The following is a 17,360-nucleotide window of genomic DNA, read 5'->3' as shown; positions in this document are numbered from 1 at the left end:
GTGACCGGTCAAGTAGTCGCGCCATTCGGTGCTTCTGTTAATGCGCAGGATCGTGCAACTCGCGGTTCCCATGCGATTCAGAACGTGAGCCGATCAGGCGCACTTGATCTGGAGGACGTGGAAGGTTTCCGGATTCGTGCTTATATCCGGTCGACACAAAGTCGATAGGTGAAACATGCGCTGGAATCTTGGCTTTGCTGCGGTTCTCGCAGCCATTGTTGTTTCGCCGGCATCGAGCCTCGCCGGCGTAAATGTGCGTTTTGTCAGTCCGGACCGCTATACGGATGCTGGCTCGTTCGCCGCCTCCCGCGTGTCGACGGAAGCGGCGTTGCGGGCTCATCTCGATCGTCTCGGCAAACGGTTTCTCGCCCCTGGGCAAACTCTCACCGTCGACGTTCTGGACATCGATCGGGCCGGCTATTATGGACTAGGGCGTTATGGTCCCTCCGACGTGAGGATTATGACCGGCGTTACGCCGCCGAGGATCAAGCTGCATTATGTGCTGACCGAGAGAGGTCGGCGTACGCGTAGCGGCGAGGAGACCCTCTCCGACATCAACTATCAGATGAATCCGTCTGCCCGGCTTTCGAGCGATTCCTATGTGTATGAGAAGGCGCTGCTGGACGGTTGGTTCGAGCGCACCTTTTCCAATCGGGGCACCGATCGCCACGGATTCTGAGATCGAGTGTGAGGCGCTAGAACCGCGTCACGATATCCGACAAGGCCGGGCGAGGGCGGTCCGTGTTCGGCTTAGTCGGTGTGCCGATATGAATAAAGCCGGCGAATCTTTCGTCTGGCTTCAATCCGAGACCGTCGAGTATGTCGCGATCGTAGGCAAACCAGCCGGTCAGCCAGTTCACGCCGTAGCCGAGCGCGGTGGCTGCATTGACGATGTTCATGGCGCTGGCGCCCGCAGAAAGCACCTGCTCCCACGACGGCACCTTAGGGTGCTGCTTGATGCAGCTCACGACACCGATCACCAGCGGCGCTTCCATCAATTGGCGCTTTTCGATTTCGATCTCTTCCTGCGGCGCCGATGGGTTCTTGCGCGCGTAGACATTGGCGATGACGTCGCCGGCGCGGGCTCGCGCGTCGCCTTCGAACACGATGAATCGCCACGGCGCGATCTTGCCATGATCGGGCACGCGCGCACCGATGGTGAGGATGGTGTCGATCTCCTCGGCCGAGGGGCTGGGCCCGCTCATGTCGCGTGGCTTGACTGAACGGCGGGTGCGCAGGAATTCGATAATATCGGACATGGGTGCTCTCTTGAAATCTACTGTCGCCCGCTTAACGCGTGCATGGATGGCCGCGACTGATGTTCACCTTCGGAACAACCCGCTAGTGCAACATTTTGGCCCGCTTGATATCTGGCGGTATGGCTTCCTCCACCAGCGCCGCGATGGCGTCGCCGGTCGGCATCACTTTCTGGCCGTCGCTGCCCAGACGGCGGACCGAGACTGACTGGCTCTCGGCTTCCTTCTTGCCGACCACGAGCAACGCCGGGATCTTCGCCAGCGAGTGTTCGCGTACCTTGTAGTTGATCTTTTCGTTGCGCAGATCGATTTCGACACGAAGTCCCGCACGCCGGGCGGCGGCTGCGACTTCTCTGGCATACTCGTCGCCATCGGAGGTGATGGTCGTGACGACCGCCTGCACCGGCGCGAGCCAGAGCGGAAAATTGCCGGCGAAGTGCTCGATCAAGATGCCGATGAACCGCTCGATCGAGCCGCAGATCGCGCGATGCACCATCACCGGAGCCTTCTTGCTGCCGTCGGCGTCGATGTAGAACGCGCCGAACCGCTCCGGCAGGTTGAAGTCGACCTGCGTGGTGCCGCACTGCCAGTCGCGCCCGATGGCGTCGCGCAGCACGTATTCGAACTTCGGACCGTAGAATGCGCCTTCGCCGGGATTGATCTCCGTCCTGATCCGGCCGTTGTGGCCCTGCGTCTCGATCCGCTTCAGCACCTCGCCCATGATCTGCTCGGCGTGATCCCATGCTGCATCTGAGCCGACCCGCTTCTCGGGGCGCGTCGAGAGCTTCACCGTCAACTCGCCGTCGAAGCCGAAGTCGGCATAGGTCGAGAGGATCAGCTCGTTGATCTTGAGGCATTCGTCGGCGAGCTGATCCTCTGTGCAGAAGATGTGTGCGTCGTCCTGCGTGAAGCCGCGCACGCGCATTAGGCCGTGCATGGCGCCCGAGGGCTCATAGCGATGCACCACGCCGAATTCGGCGAGCCGCAGCGGCAGGTCGCGGTAGCTCTTCAGCCCGTGCTTGAAGATCAGCACGTGGCCCGGGCAGTTCATCGGCTTGATCGCGAACCAGCGCTTGTCCTCGGCCTCGTCGCCGGCTGACTGCGCCGCGAACATGTTCTCGCGATACCATTCCCAATGGCCGGAAGTCTCCCACAGCGACTTGTCGAGCATCTGCGGCGCGTTGACCTCGTCGTAGTCGCCGGTAAGGCGGCGGCGCATATAGGCGATCACGGCCTGGAAGATGGTCCAGCCCTTGGCGTGCCAGAACACCACGCCGGGACCTTCTTCCTGGAAATGAAACAGGTCGAGTTCGCGGCCGAGCTTGCGATGATCGCGTTTCTCGGCTTCCTCGATCTGCTTGAGGTAGGCGTCGAGCTCTTCCTGCTTGGCGAACGCCGTGCCGTAGATGCGGGTCAGCATCGGATTGTTGCTGTCGCCGCGCCAGTAGGCGCCGGCCACCTTCATCAGCTTGAAGGCGTTGCCAATCTTGCCGGTTGAGGTCATGTGGGGGCCGCGGCAGAGATCGAACCAGTCTCCCTGATAGTAGATCTTGATCGGCTCGTTGCCGGGAATGGTGTCGACCAGTTCGACCTTGAAGGCCTCACCCTTGTCGCGGAACACCTGCTTGGTCTTTTCGCGATCCCAGACGTCCTTGGTGAAGGGTTTGTCGCGCGCGATGATCTCGCGCATCTTCTTCTCGATCGCGGGGAAGTCCTCCAGCGAGAACGGCTCGTTGCGAAAGAAGTCGTAGTAGAAGCCGTTCTCGATCACGGGACCAATGGTCACCTGCGTGCCCGGCCACAGCGACTGCACGGCTTCGGCCAGCACATGCGCCGCGTCGTGCCGGATCAGTTCCAGCGCGCGGGGATCGTCGCGGTTGATGAATTCAATCTTTGCGTCGCTTTCGATCGGGTCGGCAAGGTCGCTGACGACACCGTCGAGCGCCATCGCCACCGTGCGCTTGGCCAGCGACGGCGAGATGCCTTTTGCGATGTCGAGGCCGGTGGTGTTTTTCGGGAACTCGCGCTGTGCGCCGTCGGGGAAGTTGAGGGTGACGTTGTCGGTGGGTGAGACGGGCTTCAGGTTGGCGAGGCCATACTGGAATCCCGATGCGGGTTCGTTCTTGTCAGACATCAATGTCTCCTGTGGCTCACTCCTGCGAACGAGCGCAGGTAAGCGGGATACAGCGGTATAGCAGCCGGTTCGCCGGTTGCAACGGCTGAAAAGCTCCGCCGTTGGGCCATCGGCGTTGCGCCAGCGAGAGTCGACGTCGTCTATCAGCGCGCCCGATCGTGGACGGGAGGGTGGTTGCCCGCTTCGTCCATACGCAGCAGCCCCTCGAAGCGGGCAAACGCTGCAAGACGATCGGCCGGAACTGTTTGCTCGGCCTTCGCGAGCGCCTGAGCGAGTTCATCGGCGACGTCAGGCGCAATGCCGGCATGCCGCAGCGCTTCGGCGCTCCTGATCCCGTCCCCGGCGCATAGGATGATGCTCCAGTGTCCGTGCTTATTCTGGAGGAGGGCGCGACCGCCCATCTCGCCCTGGGTCCAGCCGGCAATCGCGTAGCCAGCTGTGGCGATCACCGGTCCGACGACCAGCTTTGCTTCCGGTTTGTCGAAGGTCGAATGAAGCAGATCTCGCACCGCGTCCTCGTCCGGCGCCGCGATCGCCGGACCGGCGAGGCTCCAAAGCAGGACGACTGCGGCCAACAGTTTCATCACCACGGAAATCTCCCTATGCATCCGCTTCACAATGCATCCGCTTCACAGGCCCCGGCGGCTCGCGTAGCTATGAGGCCCACCCCACCGGTTTCAAGCCGCAATCCCTGGAGAGCCTGGCATTGACCAATACCATCTACGGCATCAAGAACTGCGACACCATGAAGAAGGCGCGCGCGTGGCTGGACGGCCATGGCATCGCCTATGACTTTCACGATTACAAGACCGCCGGCATCGAACGCGCGCGGCTCAAGGGATGGGCCGCACAACTCGGCTGGGAAACATTGCTCAACCGCGCCGGCACGACGTTTCGCAAATTGCCGGATGCGGACAAGACGGGGCTGAATGAAACGAAGGCGCTGGCGTTGATGCTCGATCAGCCGTCGATGATCAAGCGTCCGGTGCTGGAGGTTGGCGGCAAACTGCTCGTTGGCTTCAAGCCCGAGATTTATGAAAAAGAGCTTCGAGCGCTGAAGGCGAAGGGATAGCGCCGCGTCGATCGGTTCTGTCACGTCGCCGGTGTGCCCTCTAGGCCGGCGCCGACGCCATTTCGACTAATGGCTGAGGAAGTGCGGGCTCCAGAGTCCCGCCGAAAGCTACTTTGCACCTTGCGTGACCCCGTCCATTGACGTCATATTCCAGACAAGGCGACCGTGCCCGATGGTGTTCTAGCGCACTGAACGGGCCCGGCAGCAAAGACTCAGCCGCGAAGGGGACACCGAGCGATAGCTGAGGGGGAATTCTGAGTGGCGAATGAGTTCATTCTTGAAACCCACGGATTGACCAAGGAGTTTGCCGGTTTTGTCGCCGTGCGCGACGTTGGTCTACGCGTTCGCCGCGGCAGTATTCATGCATTAATCGGCCCCAACGGCGCGGGGAAAACCACCTGCTTTAATCTGCTAACCAAGTTCCTGAAGCCGTCGGCGGGTCAGATTTTTTACAACGGACGGGACATTACGGCGCTTGCTCCGGCCGACGTGGCGCGGCTCGGACTGGTGCGGTCATTCCAGATTTCGGCGGTCTTCCCGCATCTCACGGCGCTTGAAAATGTCCGGGTCGCGCTGCAACGTCAGCACGGCCATTCCTTCGATTTCTGGCGCTCCAAGTCGGTACTCGATCGCTTCAACCCCCGTGCGCTTGAATTGCTGGACGACGTCGGATTGAGCGAGTTCGCGAAAATCCCCGCGGTGGAGATGCCATACGGGTGCAAGCGCGCCCTGGAGATCGCGACGACGCTAGCGCTCGATCCGGAAATGATGCTGCTCGACGAGCCGATGGCCGGCATGGGCCACGAGGACATCGACAGGATCGCCGCGCTCATCAAACGCATTTCGGCGAAGTACACGATCCTGATGGTCGAGCACAATCTGAGCGTGGTCGCCAGCCTATCCGATATCATCACCGTGCTGACACGCGGGCAGGTGCTCGCCGAGGGCAATTATGCCGACCTGACCAAGGACGAGCGCGTCAGGGAAGCTTATCTGGGAGCCGGTCATGGCTGACGGGACGATGACCGCATCGGGTGTTGCCAGTTCCGCAAGGCCGGCCGGCGGCACCCTGCTCACGGTTGAAAATCTCCAAGCGTGGTACGGCGAATCTCACGTCCTTCACGGCATCAACTTCAACGTCGCGGCGGGAGAGGTCGTCACGCTGCTCGGTCGCAACGGCGCCGGCAAGACCTCGACGCTGAAGTCGATCATGGGCATCATCGGCAAGCGCACCGGATCGATCCGTTTCGACAATCAAGACATCTCGCGAGCGTCGTCGGACAAGATCGCGCGTTTGGGCGTTGCGTTCTGTCCGGAGGAGCGCGGCATCTTCGCGAGCCTCGATGTGCGCGAGAACCTGATGTTGCCGCCGCAGGTCCGCAGCGGCGGCCTGTCGCTGGACCAGATATTCACGCTGTTTCCCAATCTGAAGGAGCGGCTGAGCAGTCAGGGCACCAAGCTCTCCGGCGGCGAGCAGCAGATGCTGGCGATCGCGCGCATTCTGCGTACAGGTGCGCGCTTCCTGATGCTCGATGAGCCGACCGAGGGCCTTGCGCCGGTCATCATCCGGCAGATCGGCCATACCATCGCGCGATTGAAGTCAGAGGGATTCACGATCCTTCTGGTGGAGCAGAATTTCCGCTTCGCCGCGACGCTCGCTGACCGCTTTTACGTCGTCGAGCACGGCAAGATCATCGACGGCTTCGCGAGTTCCGAATTGCAGGCCAACATGGACAAACTTCATACCTATCTCGGTGTTTAGGCGGCGTCCCCGGACGGGATCAAAACGGAGTGGGAGAAAATGAGGACCGGAATAACAGCTCTACTCATCGGCACGGCGCTGACTTTTGGCATGACCGTCGGCGCGATGGCCCAGGACAAGAACGTCAAGATCGGCGTGCTGACCGATCTTTCCAGCCTGTATTCCGACCTCGGCGGAGAGGGTTCGGTCGTCGCGGCACAGCTGGCGGCCGATGATTCGGGGTTGAAGGCCAAGGGCTGGAAAATCGATGTGATCTCGGCGGATCACCAGAACAAGCCCGATATCGGAACCGGCATCGCGCGCCGGTGGATCGACACCGACAAGGTCGACATTATTGCCGACGTGCCGAACTCCGGCGTTGCGCTCGCAGTCAACAACATCGTGAAGGAGAAGAACAGCATCCTGCTGGATTCCGGCGCCGGCTCCTCCGAATTGACCAACACGCAGTGCACGCCGAACACGGTCCACTTCACCTACGACACATACATGCTGGCTCAAAGCACCGGCAGTGCGATGGTGAAAGCCGGCGGCGATAGCTGGTTCTTCATCACGGCGGACTATGCCTTCGGTCATGCGCTCGAGAACGATACGAGTGCGGTCGTCAAAGCCAACGGCGGCAAAGTGCTGGGAAGCGTCAAGGCGCCGCTGAACACGGCAGACTTCTCGTCCTATCTGCTCCAGGCCCAGGCATCGAAAGCCAAGGTGATCGGGCTCGCCAATGCGGGCGGGGACACGACCAACTCGATCAAGCAGGCCGCGGAATTCGGTATCGTCAAGGGTGGCCAGAAACTTGCTGGACTTCTCATGTTTCTGTCGGATGTCCACTCGCTTGGTCTCAACGTGGCGCAGGGGCTTAACCTGAGCGAGACGTTCTACTGGGACGCCAACGACCAGACCCGGGCCTTCTCGAAGCGCTTCAGCGAACGCCTGAAAACGCATGCGATGCCGACAATGGTTCATGCAGGCGTCTATGCTGGCCTGCTGCACTACTTCAAGGCGCTGGAGGCGCTCGGCGGCAACCCGCATGACGGCGCCAAGGTGGTGGCCAAGATGAAAGAGATGCCGACCGACGATCCGCTGTTCGGGAAGGGTACGATCCGGATCGACGGCCGGGCCATTCATCCGGCCTACCTGTTCGAAGTCAAGACGCCTGCGGAGTCGAAGGGCGCATGGGATCTCTATAAGCTAATCGGCACCACGCCCGGAGAGCAGGCGTTCCGGCCGTTGTCGGAAAGCAAGTGCCCTCTGGTGAAGCATTGACGCTGCGCTCGCCCCGGCGGTGCTGAGCCGCCGGGACACCGTTACGCACTAGTTGAGTTAATTGGACCACTGGTTATCGTTACAGACGGGACGAAACCGAGAGCAACATGTCGATCAATCTGCAGGCTCTTTCCGCGCAGCTTCTGGTCGGGCTGATCAACGGCTCGTTCTATGCGCTGCTGAGTCTCGGCCTCGCCGTGATCTTCGGCATGCTCAACATCATCAACTTCGCGCATGGCGCGGTCTACATGATGGGTGCGTTCTGCGCCTATTTCCTGCTCAACGTGTTTGGGATCGGATACTGGCCGGCGCTGATCATTGCACCGGTTCTCGTGGGCATGTTCGGCATGCTCATGGAGCGGACCATGCTGAAATGGTTGACCGGGCTGGATCATCTGTATGGATTGCTGCTGACCTTCGGTCTCGCGCTGATCATTCAGGGCGTGTTCCAGAACTATTTCGGCTCTTCCGGACTGCCCTATGCCATTCCCAGCGAATTGCAGGGCGGCATCAATCTCGGCTTCATGTTCCTGCCGATCTACCGCGGCTGGGTGATCGTATGTTCGCTGGTGGTCTGTATCGCCACCTGGTACTTGATCGAACGGACCCGGCTTGGCGCCTATTTACGCGCGGCGACAGAGAATCCCACACTAGTGCGCGCGTTCGGCATCAACGTGCCGCGCATGATTACGCTGACCTACGGATTGGGCGTCGGTCTCGCGGCACTCGCCGGCGTGCTGTCTGCGCCGATCAATCAGGTGCGGCCGCTGATGGGAGCCGATCTGATCATCGTGGTGTTTGCGGTGGTGGTGATCGGCGGCATGGGATCGATCATGGGATCGATCATCACGGGATTTGCGCTCGGTGTGATCGAGGGACTGACGAAGTATTTTTATCCCGAGGCCTCCAATACCGTGGTTTTCGTGCTGATGGTGCTCGTGCTGCTGGTGAAGCCAACGGGATTGACGGGGCGGGCGGTCTGACATGGCAGCATTGACCGACGGCAGCACTGGGACCTCAAACCGCCGCGTCGTCGGCGACGAGATGATTGTTTTCGTCCTCATGACGGCTGTGCTGGCCATCGTTCCGATGACCGGGATCTACCCATACTTCGTGATGCAGGGGCTTTGCTTCGCGCTGCTCGCCTGCGCGTTCAATCTGCTGCTTGGCTACGGTGGTCTGTTGTCGTTCGGCCATGCGATGTTTCTCGGGACGTCCGGCTACGTCAGCGCGCACGCCCTGAAGGTGTGGGGTTTCCCGCCCGAACTTGGCATCGTCGCCGGCGTCGTCGCCGCGGCTTTGCTGGCTGTTGTCACCGGCGTTGTCGCCATTCGCCGGCAAGGCATCTATTTCGCGATGATTACACTGGCGCTCGCCCAGCTTCTTTACTTCATCTATCTGCAAACGCCGTTCACTCATGGCGAAGACGGCATTCAGGGAGTTCCCCAGGGGAAAATGTTCGGGGTTATCGATCTGTCGCATCCGAACACACTCTATTACGTCATTTTGGGCGGCTTTCTATTCGGCTTCCTGGTGATCTACCGCGCCATCAACTCGCCGTTCGGCGAGGTGCTGAAGGCGATCCGCGAGAACGAACAGCGCGCGATTTCCCTGGGCTACAAGACAGATCAATACAAGCTTCTGGCCTATATCCTGTCGGGTACGCTTGCCGGGCTTGCTGGATCGCTCAAGGTACTCGCGGCGCAGAACGCTTCGCTGACCGACGTGCACTGGACGATGTCGGGTGAAATCGTGCTGATGACGCTGGTGGGCGGCCTTGGCACAGTATTCGGCCCTGTCGTCGGTGCCTTCGCGATCATCGCCATGCAGCAGTATCTGGCTGGTTTCGGGCAATGGGTCACGGTGATCCAGGGCGCGATTTTCGTTATCTGCGTGCTGACCTTCCGCCGCGGTATTGTCGGCGAAATTGCTCATTATTTTAAGCGATCGCTGTAATTTATCGCGCGAATAGAGCCTTTTGGGGCGCACAAACCGGTGGATGATCCCGTCGGTTGCGATGCGGATTGCCCAGCCTTCCCGGAAATGGTTTATGACACCCGTGCGACCCGGACTGGCGGCCCGGTTTCTTTGTCTGCAAAGTGGATGCTGCGATGCTGCGTTGGTTCCGGTCCTTTCTGCCGAAAGAGGAGCGTTTTTTCGATCTGTTTGCCCGCCATTCGCAGACGATTGTGCAGGGCGCGCATGCACTTCAGGGAATGCTGAACGGCGGCGAAGAAACACCAGTGTTCTGCCAGCGGGTCAGCCAATTCGAAAACGACGCGGATAACATCACGCGCGAGGTGTTGACTGCGGTCCGCCGCACCTTCATCACCCCGTTCGACCGCGTCGACATCAAGAACCTGATCACCTCGATGGACGACGCCATCGACCAGATGCAGCAGACGGCGAAGGCCGTTGTGCTGTTTGAGGTGCGAACCTTTGAGCCGCCGATGCGTGAGATCGGCGCGCTGATCGTGGAATGCGCCAATCTGGTCGGCCGCGCGCTGCCGCTGCTTGAGCACATTAGCAACAACGTCGCGATGCTGACGGCGATCACCGAGGAACTCGGAAAGCTGGAAGGGCGTGTGGATGATCTGCACGATATCGGCCTGAAGGAACTTTTCCTGAAACACAGAAACGCCAGCGCGATGGACTTCATTGTCGGCGTCGAGATCTACGATCACCTGGAGAAGGTCGCCGACCGCTTCGACGACGTTGCCAACGAGATCAACAGCATCGTCATCGAGCAGGTATAGGGCAGGGCCGCGCCGTGGACGCCATGCTTGGTCTTCCGATTCTCGTCGGCCTGATCGCCGTCGCGCTGCTGTTCGATTTTCTGAATGGCCTGCACGACGCGGCGAATTCGATCGCGACCATTGTCTCGACCCGGGTGCTGCGGCCGCAATACGCGGTGCTCTGGGCGGCGTTCTTCAACTTCATCGCGTTTCTGGTGTTCGGCCTGCACGTCGCCAACACCATCGGCACCGGGATCATTGAGCCCAGCGTGATCGACCCGCAGGTGATCTTCGCTGCACTGGTCGGCGCCATGGTGTGGAATCTGGTCACCTGGGCGCTCGGGATTCCGTCGAGCAGTTCACATGCGTTGATCGGCGGCCTGTTCGGTGGGGGCGTCGCGAAGGCCGGCTTCTCGGCGGCGGTCTGGAGCGGTCTGTCGAAGACGCTGATTGCGATCGTATTGTCGCCGCTGGTCGGGTTCCTGCTTGCTCTGGTGCTGGTCGCCATCGTCTCGTGGCTATCGGTGCGCTCGACGCCTTTCGCGGTCGATCGCGCGTTCCGCATCTTTCAGTTCTTTTCTGCATCACTTTATTCGCTGGGCCACGGCGGCAACGATGCGCAGAAGACCATGGGCATCATCGCGGTGCTGTTGTATTCGCAAGGTCATCTCGGCGATCATTTCGAGGTTCCTTTCTGGGTCGTGCTGGCATGTCAGGCCGCAATGGCGCTGGGGACTCTGATGGGCGGCTGGCGGATCGTGCGGACCATGGGCCTTCGCATCACCAAGCTGACGCCAATGCAGGGCTTTTGCGCGGAGACCGGCGGCGCGGCGACACTGTTCATGGCGACGTTTCTCGGCGTCCCGGTGTCGACCACCCACACAATCACCGGCGCCATCGTCGGCGTCGGCGCGGCACGGCGACTATCGGCGGTGCGCTGGAACGTTGCGAGTTCGATCGTCTATGCGTGGGTCATCACCATCCCCGCATCGGCGATTGTTGCCGCGCTGGCCTATTGGGCGGTGGCGTTCGTCAAGTAACGAGCTTCAGCCCGGCGATGCCGGCGACGATGAGAGCGATGCAGGCGAGCCGCGCCATCGTTGCCGGATCGCCGAACAGCACGATGCCGAGGATCGCGGTGCCAACCGCGCCAATGCCGGTCCAGACCGCATAGGCGGTGCCGATCGGCAGCGTCTTGAGCACCAGCCCGAGCAACCCCAGGCTGGCGGCCATGGCTGCGAGCGTCAATACCGAGGGCACCAGTCGCGTGAACCCCTCGGTGTATTTGAGGCCGACCGCCCAGCCGATTTCCATCAATCCGGCGACGAACAGCATGAACCAGGCCATGACGAACCCTCCTTGAAAACGGGCAGGGTCGTCCCCGCGATGGTTGTGTGAGATGCTGAAGGCCGTCCTTCCGCCGCCTTGATATGGGGCAGGCGGGAGCGCCCGGCAAGCTCCCGGCGGCGCCCCGGGCGCGGCGTGGAAACCCCTTGATCCGACCGGTTTTCCCTGCCAAACGCTCGCTGATGTCCGATCTGGCACTGCCGAATGAATCAGCCTCGCGTTCGCCGCTGGCGGCGGAAGTCGCGCGCCGACGCACCTTCGCGATCATCTCGCATCCTGACGCCGGCAAGACCACGCTGACGGAAAAGCTGCTGCTGTTCGGCGGCGCCATCAATCTCGCTGGCCAGGTCAAGGCCAAGGGCGAGCGGCGCAACACCCGGTCTGACTGGATGAAGATCGAGCGCGATCGCGGCATCTCGGTCGTCACCTCGGTGATGACGTTCGAGTTCGAGAACCTCGTATTCAACCTGCTGGACACGCCCGGCCATGAGGACTTTTCCGAGGACACCTACCGCACGCTGACCGCGGTGGATTCCGCCGTGATGGTGATCGACGCGGCCAAGGGCATCGAGGCGCGCACCCGAAAGCTGTTCGAGGTTTGCCGTCTCCGCGATATCCCGATCATCACTTTCATCAACAAGATGGACCGGGAGAGCCGCGATACCTTCGAGTTGCTCGACGAGATCGAAAAAACGCTGGCGCTCGATACCACCCCCATGACCTGGCCGGTCGGGCGCGGCCGCGATTTTCTCGGCACCTATGACATCGCGACCCGCGGCGTCCGCCTGCTCGAAGGTGGCGGCGCCAAGACCGGCGCGGCCGAACAGATCGATATCGCCGACCTTGCGGCGCGCAATGCCAACCTGAATGTCAACGAGATCAGGGACGAACTGGCGCTGGTGACCGAAGCCTGCAAGCCGTTTGACCTCAACGCTTTCCGCGAGGGGCATCTGACGCCCGTGTATTTCGGCTCGGCGCTGCGCAATTTCGGCGTCGGTGATCTCCTGGACGGGCTTGGAAAATTCGCCCCGCCGCCGCGCGCGCAGGAGTCCAACCTGCGCAAGGTTGAGGCGGGTGAAGCGCGGATGACGGCCTTCGTGTTCAAGATCCAGGCCAATATGGATCCCAATCATCGCGACCGCATTGCGTTTGCGCGGCTCTGCTCGGGCAAACTGACCCGCGGCATGAAAGCGAAGCTGGTGCGCACGGGAAAACCGATGCCGTTGTCCTCGCCGCAGTTCTTCTTTGCTCAGGACCGCGCCATTGCCGACGAGGCCTACGCCGGCGACGTGGTCGGCATTCCCAATCACGGCACATTGCGGATCGGCGATACCCTGACCGAAGGCGAGGATGTCACCTTCGTCGGCGTGCCGTCGTTCGCGCCGGAAATCGTGCGTCGGGTCAGGCTTACCGATGCGATGAAGGCGAAGAAGCTGAAGGAAGCCCTGCAGCAGATGTCGGAAGAGGGGGTTGTGCAGGTTTTCCGCCCGCGCGACGGCGCGCCCGCACTGGTCGGCGTTGTCGGCATGCTGCAGCTCGATGTGCTGAAAGCGCGTCTCGATGCCGAATATTCGTTACCGGTGGATTTCGAAATCAGCGAATTCCAGCTCGCGCGCTGGATTTCGTCCGACGACCGCAAGAAGCTTGATGCTTTCATCGCCGCCAACGGCTCCGGCGTCGCCGACGACGTCGACGGCGACCCGGTGTTTCTGGCCAAGAACGAATTCTATCTCGGCTATACGAAGGAACGGGCCGAGGGCATCACGTTCTCCAGCGTCAAGGACGTGAAGAAGACGTCATAAGCCCGCACAGCAAAGCGGCGCTCTGCGTTCCTTGCCGTGATTGCTGGGTGTTGTCGCGACGAAAACGTGTTCGCCTCTTTTTCTGCACCGTGTTGCCTGAAACTCCTCAAAAATGATAAGCGGAGGTCAGTGCTCATAGGAGGAAACGATGGGTTTGTTGGTGATGATTGCTGGCCTTGTTCTGTTCCTCGGTGTGCACCTCGCCGCGACGAAGCGCGATTTTCGCGCGCGGTTAATCTCGTCCTACGGCGATGGACCATACAAGATCGGGTTTTCGCTGATCTCCGCGGCCGGCGTCGCGCTGATTGTCTGGGGGTTTCTGCACTACCGCGCCACTGGGTGGATCGACGTCTGGTATCCGCCGCGCGTGATGAAGCACATCGCCGAAGCGCTGATCCTGCCTGCTATCATCCTAGTGGTGGCGTCATATATCCGCGGCCGCATCTATGCAAAGCTGAAGCATCCGATGCTGGCTGGCGTCAAGCTATGGGCGGCGGCGCATCTGCTCGCTAACGGAGATCTTGGCTCGATCATCCTGTTCGGCTCGATCCTGGCGTGGGCGGTGATCGACCGCATCTCGCTCAAGCACCGGACCGACCCCAGTGGGTTGCCGATTCCGGTCGGCGGGGTTCGCAATGACGTGATCGCGGTTGTCGTCGGTTTTGTCGTCTATCTCGCGCTCGGCGCTCTCTTCCATCCTTACGTCGTCGGCGTTCCCGCCTTTGGAGCATAGCATGTCGGTCCAGTCGGCCATCAGGCGCAGGACAGCACCCGACATTCGCGCTCGCAAGAATGGCGATCCGATCGTGATGCTGACCTCGTATCATGCTCATACCGCAGCGTTGGTCGACCGCCATTGCGACGTCATTCTGGTGGGCGACAGTCTCGGCAACGTGATGCACGGTTTCGAGACCACGGTGCCGGTCACGCTGGATATGATGATCCTGCAGGGCCGGGCGGTGATGCGCGGATCGCAACAGGCGCTGGTCGTGGTGGATATGCCGTTCGGCTCCTACGAGGCCTCGAAGGAGCAGGCGTTTCATTCCGCCGTGCGCATTCTCAAGGAGACGCTCTGTGGCGCGGTGAAACTCGAAGGCGGCGTGAAGATGGCGGAAACCATCGCGTTTCTCACCGCGCGCGGTGTTCCCGTGATGGGGCATGTCGGCCTGACGCCGCAATCGATCAACACGCTGGGCTCATTTCGCGCGCAGGGACGCGAGGAGGGAACGTGGCAGCCGATCGAGGACGATGCGCGAGCCGTGGCTGAGGCCGGCGCGTTCTCGATGGTGATCGAGGCGGTCGCGGAGCCTCTCGCACGCAAGATCACGGAAACCGTGGCAATCCCGACGATTGGCATCGGCGCCAGCCCAGCCTGTGACGGTCAGGTGTTGGTGCTAGAAGACATGCTCGGGTTGTCGCCGCGCGCGCCGAAATTCGTCCGGCGCTATGGCCAACTCGGTCCCATGATCGAGGCTGCGATCGAAGGCTATGCGCGCGATGTGCGTAGTCGCGCCTTTCCCGGCCCGGAACACGTTTATGCAATGAAGTCGAAGCGCGATTGAAATACGCGCGCCACCCCGCCGTCCCGCTACACGACACGACAAAACTGCTCTCAGCTATCTCGGCGTCATCAATATCGCTGCGATTGGTTTTGGGTGATCGCTGTGTCACACGACTTGGCTTCTATGTCGATTTATCAGCGATCGTCATCGACCGGAGGGTAACTGATCCCCATCAACTTTTAAGTTCGCTTAACTAGAATTTTCTGTTGATCGCAACTCTTGCTAGAAAACATTATCCGTGCGAATTACGTCCGTCGCGTGCGGCGGCGCATTGATAACAACACGACAGCCATAAACGGCTGTGCCTTCGGAGCACAGATGCGAACCCTTATTCTGGCCCTCGTCCTCCTGAATTTTTCTCTCGTCACATCATCTTCGGCGGATGAATCTACTCCGGTATTCGTCGACCAAGGCCCAGCTTGGGATGCGTCCAGTCGCAGCGATTTCTACACACGCGATCAAGGTTCGCGCCTCATTCCTTTGGCGTGGCTCAAAGCGCTAAAGCAAGCTGATGGCGTTCCTTTTCTCTCCGACGGTTTGACGAGATACGGATATTTGCCTGGTTCTGATAGCTTGAGAGAACTTCCATTAGGATTTCACGCGAGCGGCCCGACCGGCGCGAAGGTGGTTGGGATGACGTGCTCCGCCTGTCACACCCGCCAAATCAAGGTCGGAGACCGGCAATATCGTGTTGATGGAGGACCGGCACTCGTCGACTTCCAAGCATTTCTGGACGACCTCGATAAAGCGATGGCGCGCGCAACGTCCGATAATGTCGCGTTCCAGACCTTTGCTGCTTCTGTCCTCCAAACGGCCACTCCTGACAGCGATAAGGTCGCTGCGCTACGGCGCGACGTTGACGCGTGGTACGTTCGCTATCACACGATCATGGATCGAGCTCTTCCCAATCCTAGGTGGGGATTAGGACGCCTCGATGCAGTCGGCATGATCTTCAATCGGGTGACCGGGTTGGGCCTCGGCCCAGAGCCGTCATTTCTGATCCAGGAGAACATTCACAAAGCCGATGCACCGGTACGTTATCCGTTTCTCTGGAATGCACCCAAACAGGACAAAACACAGTGGCCGGGCTTTGCAGACAATGGGAGTGATATCCTCGCACTAGGCAGAAATGTTGGCGAAGTCCTGGGCGTGTTCGGCACCTATCAGCCCACAAGCACGGGCCCCTTCATTGACTTCCTGAATAATAATTCTGCGAATTTCGACGGGCTGGAAAGGCTCGAAGAGCTTGCGAAGAGGATTGGGCCGCCGAAATGGCCATGGTCCGTCGATACCGTATTGGCGGCCAAGGGCCAGGCGATCTTTGAACGGTCGACTGCTGACGGCGGATGTCAGGGATGCCACGGTGAGAAAGCCGGCAAGGTGCGTTTTCCATTTCAGCAGACTTGGGCGACGCCAATTCAGAATGTGGGGACGGACACACGTCAATACGATATCCTGGGATGGACGGCCAAATCAGGGGTCCTGCAAGGTGCTTACATTCCGTTCGCTACAAAGCCGCTGAAGGAAACCGACCTCGCATTCAATATCCTCGCGACCTCGGTGATAGGCACGATCGCAGAGCATGTCGTGAGCTTCTCGACCGGTTCGTCACGTCGGGCGCTTGGCGCTGCTATCAAACCCGGCGCTGCAGCGAGCGAATCAGAACCCGTCGACGCCAACCGCCTCCCATCCGTCTTGCAGGACTTGCCGGGCGCATTCAAACTTCCTGATGCCGTTGCAACTCCCCAAATCCGCCTTCGACTTGGCATGGACGCTGGAAGCCCGACGCCCCCGAAGGGCGCCTATGAATCGCGGGTTCTCCACGGCATTTGGGCGGCCGCTCCGTACCTGCACAATGGCTCGGTCGCAAGTCTTGCGGAATTGCTTAAGCCTGCAAGCCAACGGCAGCAGCGCTTTGTGGTCGGTCCTGACTACGACTTGGATAACATCGGCATCGCTTCAAATCAGGCCCAGTCCGGTAATATTCGCGAGACGACCGGTTGTGACGATCTGAACTCTGGCAATAGCCGTTGCGGCCACGAATTTGGGACAAGTCTGCCAGATGCCGAAAAGAAAGCCCTTCTCGAATATCTGAAAACGCTTTGAGCAGTTTTAGCTCGCTTAGCGATTGACCGGCGCACGCTCGTAACACCGTTCCGGCCTTATGCGACTTCCGCGCGTTGTTCATGAAACAGCGTGGATGACGATAGTTGAAGGTGGGACGGTGTTGCTCGTCTGAAAAAGTACGGCTTGGCGTGGGTGTTCTTCACAACGCAGAAATGACTGTGATCCTTTGCCTCCCGCTCGGGATCATCGGATTGCCATTTGAGAATGGCTCGCTCCCCGATTCAATTTTTCCGAATCCGAAGTTCGCTTCGCTATGTTGCTTTGGATTCGGGACAAGACCAGGTCACGGAGCCGAACCGAACG

The 17,360-nt window shown here is 60.4% G+C and carries 17 protein-coding genes; 13 read left to right on the top strand and 4 right to left on the bottom strand.

Features of this window, described 5'->3' with window-relative positions; translation table 11 throughout:
• The first annotated feature begins 175 nt into the window (after positions 1 to 175).
• A complete protein-coding gene (locus ACSZOQ_RS09850) occupies positions 176 to 679 on the top strand; it encodes a DUF3016 domain-containing protein (RefSeq protein ID WP_439925819.1) in 504 nt (167 codons plus the stop codon).
• Positions 680 to 695: 16 nt separating this feature from the next.
• Here the strand turns inward: ACSZOQ_RS09850 and ACSZOQ_RS09845 are convergent, their stop codons facing one another.
• From ACSZOQ_RS09845 to ACSZOQ_RS09835, 3 genes are all read right to left on the bottom strand, one after another.
• Positions 696 to 1,259, bottom strand: a complete 564-nt coding sequence (locus ACSZOQ_RS09845) for a nitroreductase family protein (protein WP_439925818.1) — start codon at positions 1,257 to 1,259, stop codon at positions 696 to 698.
• An 82-nt stretch (positions 1,260 to 1,341) separates the two neighbouring features.
• Positions 1,342 to 3,390: a threonine--tRNA ligase gene (thrS, locus tag ACSZOQ_RS09840; protein WP_439925817.1), complete on the bottom strand. Its 2,049-nt coding sequence runs from the start codon at positions 3,388 to 3,390 to the stop codon at positions 1,342 to 1,344.
• A gap of 143 nt (positions 3,391 to 3,533) precedes the next feature.
• Positions 3,534 to 3,974, bottom strand: coding sequence for a copper uptake system-associated protein (locus ACSZOQ_RS09835; protein ID WP_439925999.1), 441 nt, complete (start codon positions 3,972 to 3,974; stop codon positions 3,534 to 3,536).
• 122 nt (positions 3,975 to 4,096) lie between these two features.
• Here ACSZOQ_RS09835 and ACSZOQ_RS09830 point away from each other — a divergent pair, with 122 nt between their 5' ends.
• The 8 genes from ACSZOQ_RS09830 to ACSZOQ_RS09795 all read left to right on the top strand — a co-directional run bounded on the left by ACSZOQ_RS09830 (position 4,097) and on the right by ACSZOQ_RS09795 (position 11,259).
• Entirely contained in the window at positions 4,097 to 4,462 is a 366-nt protein-coding gene (locus ACSZOQ_RS09830; RefSeq protein ID WP_439925816.1) for an ArsC family reductase, read from the top strand.
• 258 nt (positions 4,463 to 4,720) lie between these two features.
• Entirely contained in the window at positions 4,721 to 5,476 is a 756-nt protein-coding gene (locus ACSZOQ_RS09825; protein ID WP_439925815.1) for an ABC transporter ATP-binding protein, read from the top strand.
• Positions 5,469 to 6,224, top strand: a complete 756-nt coding sequence (locus ACSZOQ_RS09820) for an ABC transporter ATP-binding protein (RefSeq protein WP_439925814.1) — start codon at positions 5,469 to 5,471, stop codon at positions 6,222 to 6,224. The genes ACSZOQ_RS09825 and ACSZOQ_RS09820 overlap by 8 nt, the downstream gene beginning before the upstream one ends.
• A gap of 39 nt (positions 6,225 to 6,263) precedes the next feature.
• Positions 6,264 to 7,484 (top strand): ABC transporter substrate-binding protein, encoded by a 1,221-nt coding sequence (locus ACSZOQ_RS09815; protein WP_439925813.1) that lies wholly within the window; start codon positions 6,264 to 6,266, stop codon positions 7,482 to 7,484.
• A gap of 119 nt (positions 7,485 to 7,603) precedes the next feature.
• Positions 7,604 to 8,467 (top strand): branched-chain amino acid ABC transporter permease, encoded by an 864-nt coding sequence (locus ACSZOQ_RS09810; protein ID WP_439925998.1) that lies wholly within the window; start codon positions 7,604 to 7,606, stop codon positions 8,465 to 8,467.
• A 1-nt stretch (position 8,468) separates the two neighbouring features.
• Entirely contained in the window at positions 8,469 to 9,440 is a 972-nt protein-coding gene (locus ACSZOQ_RS09805) for a branched-chain amino acid ABC transporter permease (RefSeq protein WP_439925812.1), read from the top strand.
• A gap of 155 nt (positions 9,441 to 9,595) precedes the next feature.
• Positions 9,596 to 10,240, top strand: a complete 645-nt coding sequence (locus ACSZOQ_RS09800) for a DUF47 domain-containing protein (RefSeq protein WP_439925811.1) — start codon at positions 9,596 to 9,598, stop codon at positions 10,238 to 10,240.
• A gap of 14 nt (positions 10,241 to 10,254) precedes the next feature.
• The gene (locus ACSZOQ_RS09795; RefSeq protein ID WP_439925810.1) at positions 10,255 to 11,259 is read left to right on the top strand and encodes an anion permease; all 1,005 of its coding nucleotides are present in this window, start codon (positions 10,255 to 10,257) and stop codon (positions 11,257 to 11,259) included.
• On the opposite strand, the gene sugE is transcribed toward ACSZOQ_RS09795, so the two are convergent.
• Positions 11,252 to 11,566 (bottom strand): quaternary ammonium compound efflux SMR transporter SugE, encoded by a 315-nt coding sequence (sugE, locus tag ACSZOQ_RS09790; protein WP_439925809.1) that lies wholly within the window; start codon positions 11,564 to 11,566, stop codon positions 11,252 to 11,254. The genes ACSZOQ_RS09795 and sugE overlap by 8 nt on opposite strands.
• A 182-nt stretch (positions 11,567 to 11,748) precedes the next feature.
• Here sugE and ACSZOQ_RS09785 point away from each other — a divergent pair, with 182 nt between their 5' ends.
• The 4 genes from ACSZOQ_RS09785 (at position 11,749) to ACSZOQ_RS09770 (ending at position 17,036) form a co-directional block, all read left to right on the top strand.
• Positions 11,749 to 13,368: a peptide chain release factor 3 gene (locus tag ACSZOQ_RS09785; RefSeq protein ID WP_439925808.1), complete on the top strand. Its 1,620-nt coding sequence runs from the start codon at positions 11,749 to 11,751 to the stop codon at positions 13,366 to 13,368.
• Positions 13,369 to 13,516: 148 nt separating this feature from the next.
• Positions 13,517 to 14,101 (top strand): NnrU family protein, encoded by a 585-nt coding sequence (locus ACSZOQ_RS09780; RefSeq protein ID WP_439925807.1) that lies wholly within the window; start codon positions 13,517 to 13,519, stop codon positions 14,099 to 14,101.
• 1 nt (position 14,102) lies between these two features.
• A complete protein-coding gene (panB, locus tag ACSZOQ_RS09775) occupies positions 14,103 to 14,930 on the top strand; it encodes a 3-methyl-2-oxobutanoate hydroxymethyltransferase (protein ID WP_439925806.1) in 828 nt (275 codons plus the stop codon).
• A 318-nt stretch (positions 14,931 to 15,248) separates the two neighbouring features.
• Positions 15,249 to 17,036, top strand: a complete 1,788-nt coding sequence (locus tag ACSZOQ_RS09770) for a di-heme-cytochrome C peroxidase (RefSeq protein WP_439925997.1) — start codon at positions 15,249 to 15,251, stop codon at positions 17,034 to 17,036.
• The last annotated feature ends 324 nt before the right edge of the window (positions 17,037 to 17,360 follow it).

It is taken from the genome of Nitrobacter sp. JJSN (assembly GCF_051912485.1).
Classification (GTDB): domain Bacteria; phylum Pseudomonadota; class Alphaproteobacteria; order Rhizobiales; family Xanthobacteraceae; genus Nitrobacter.
The sequence above is the reverse complement of the archived record's forward strand: the minus strand, read 5'-3'. Positions and strand labels throughout refer to the sequence as shown.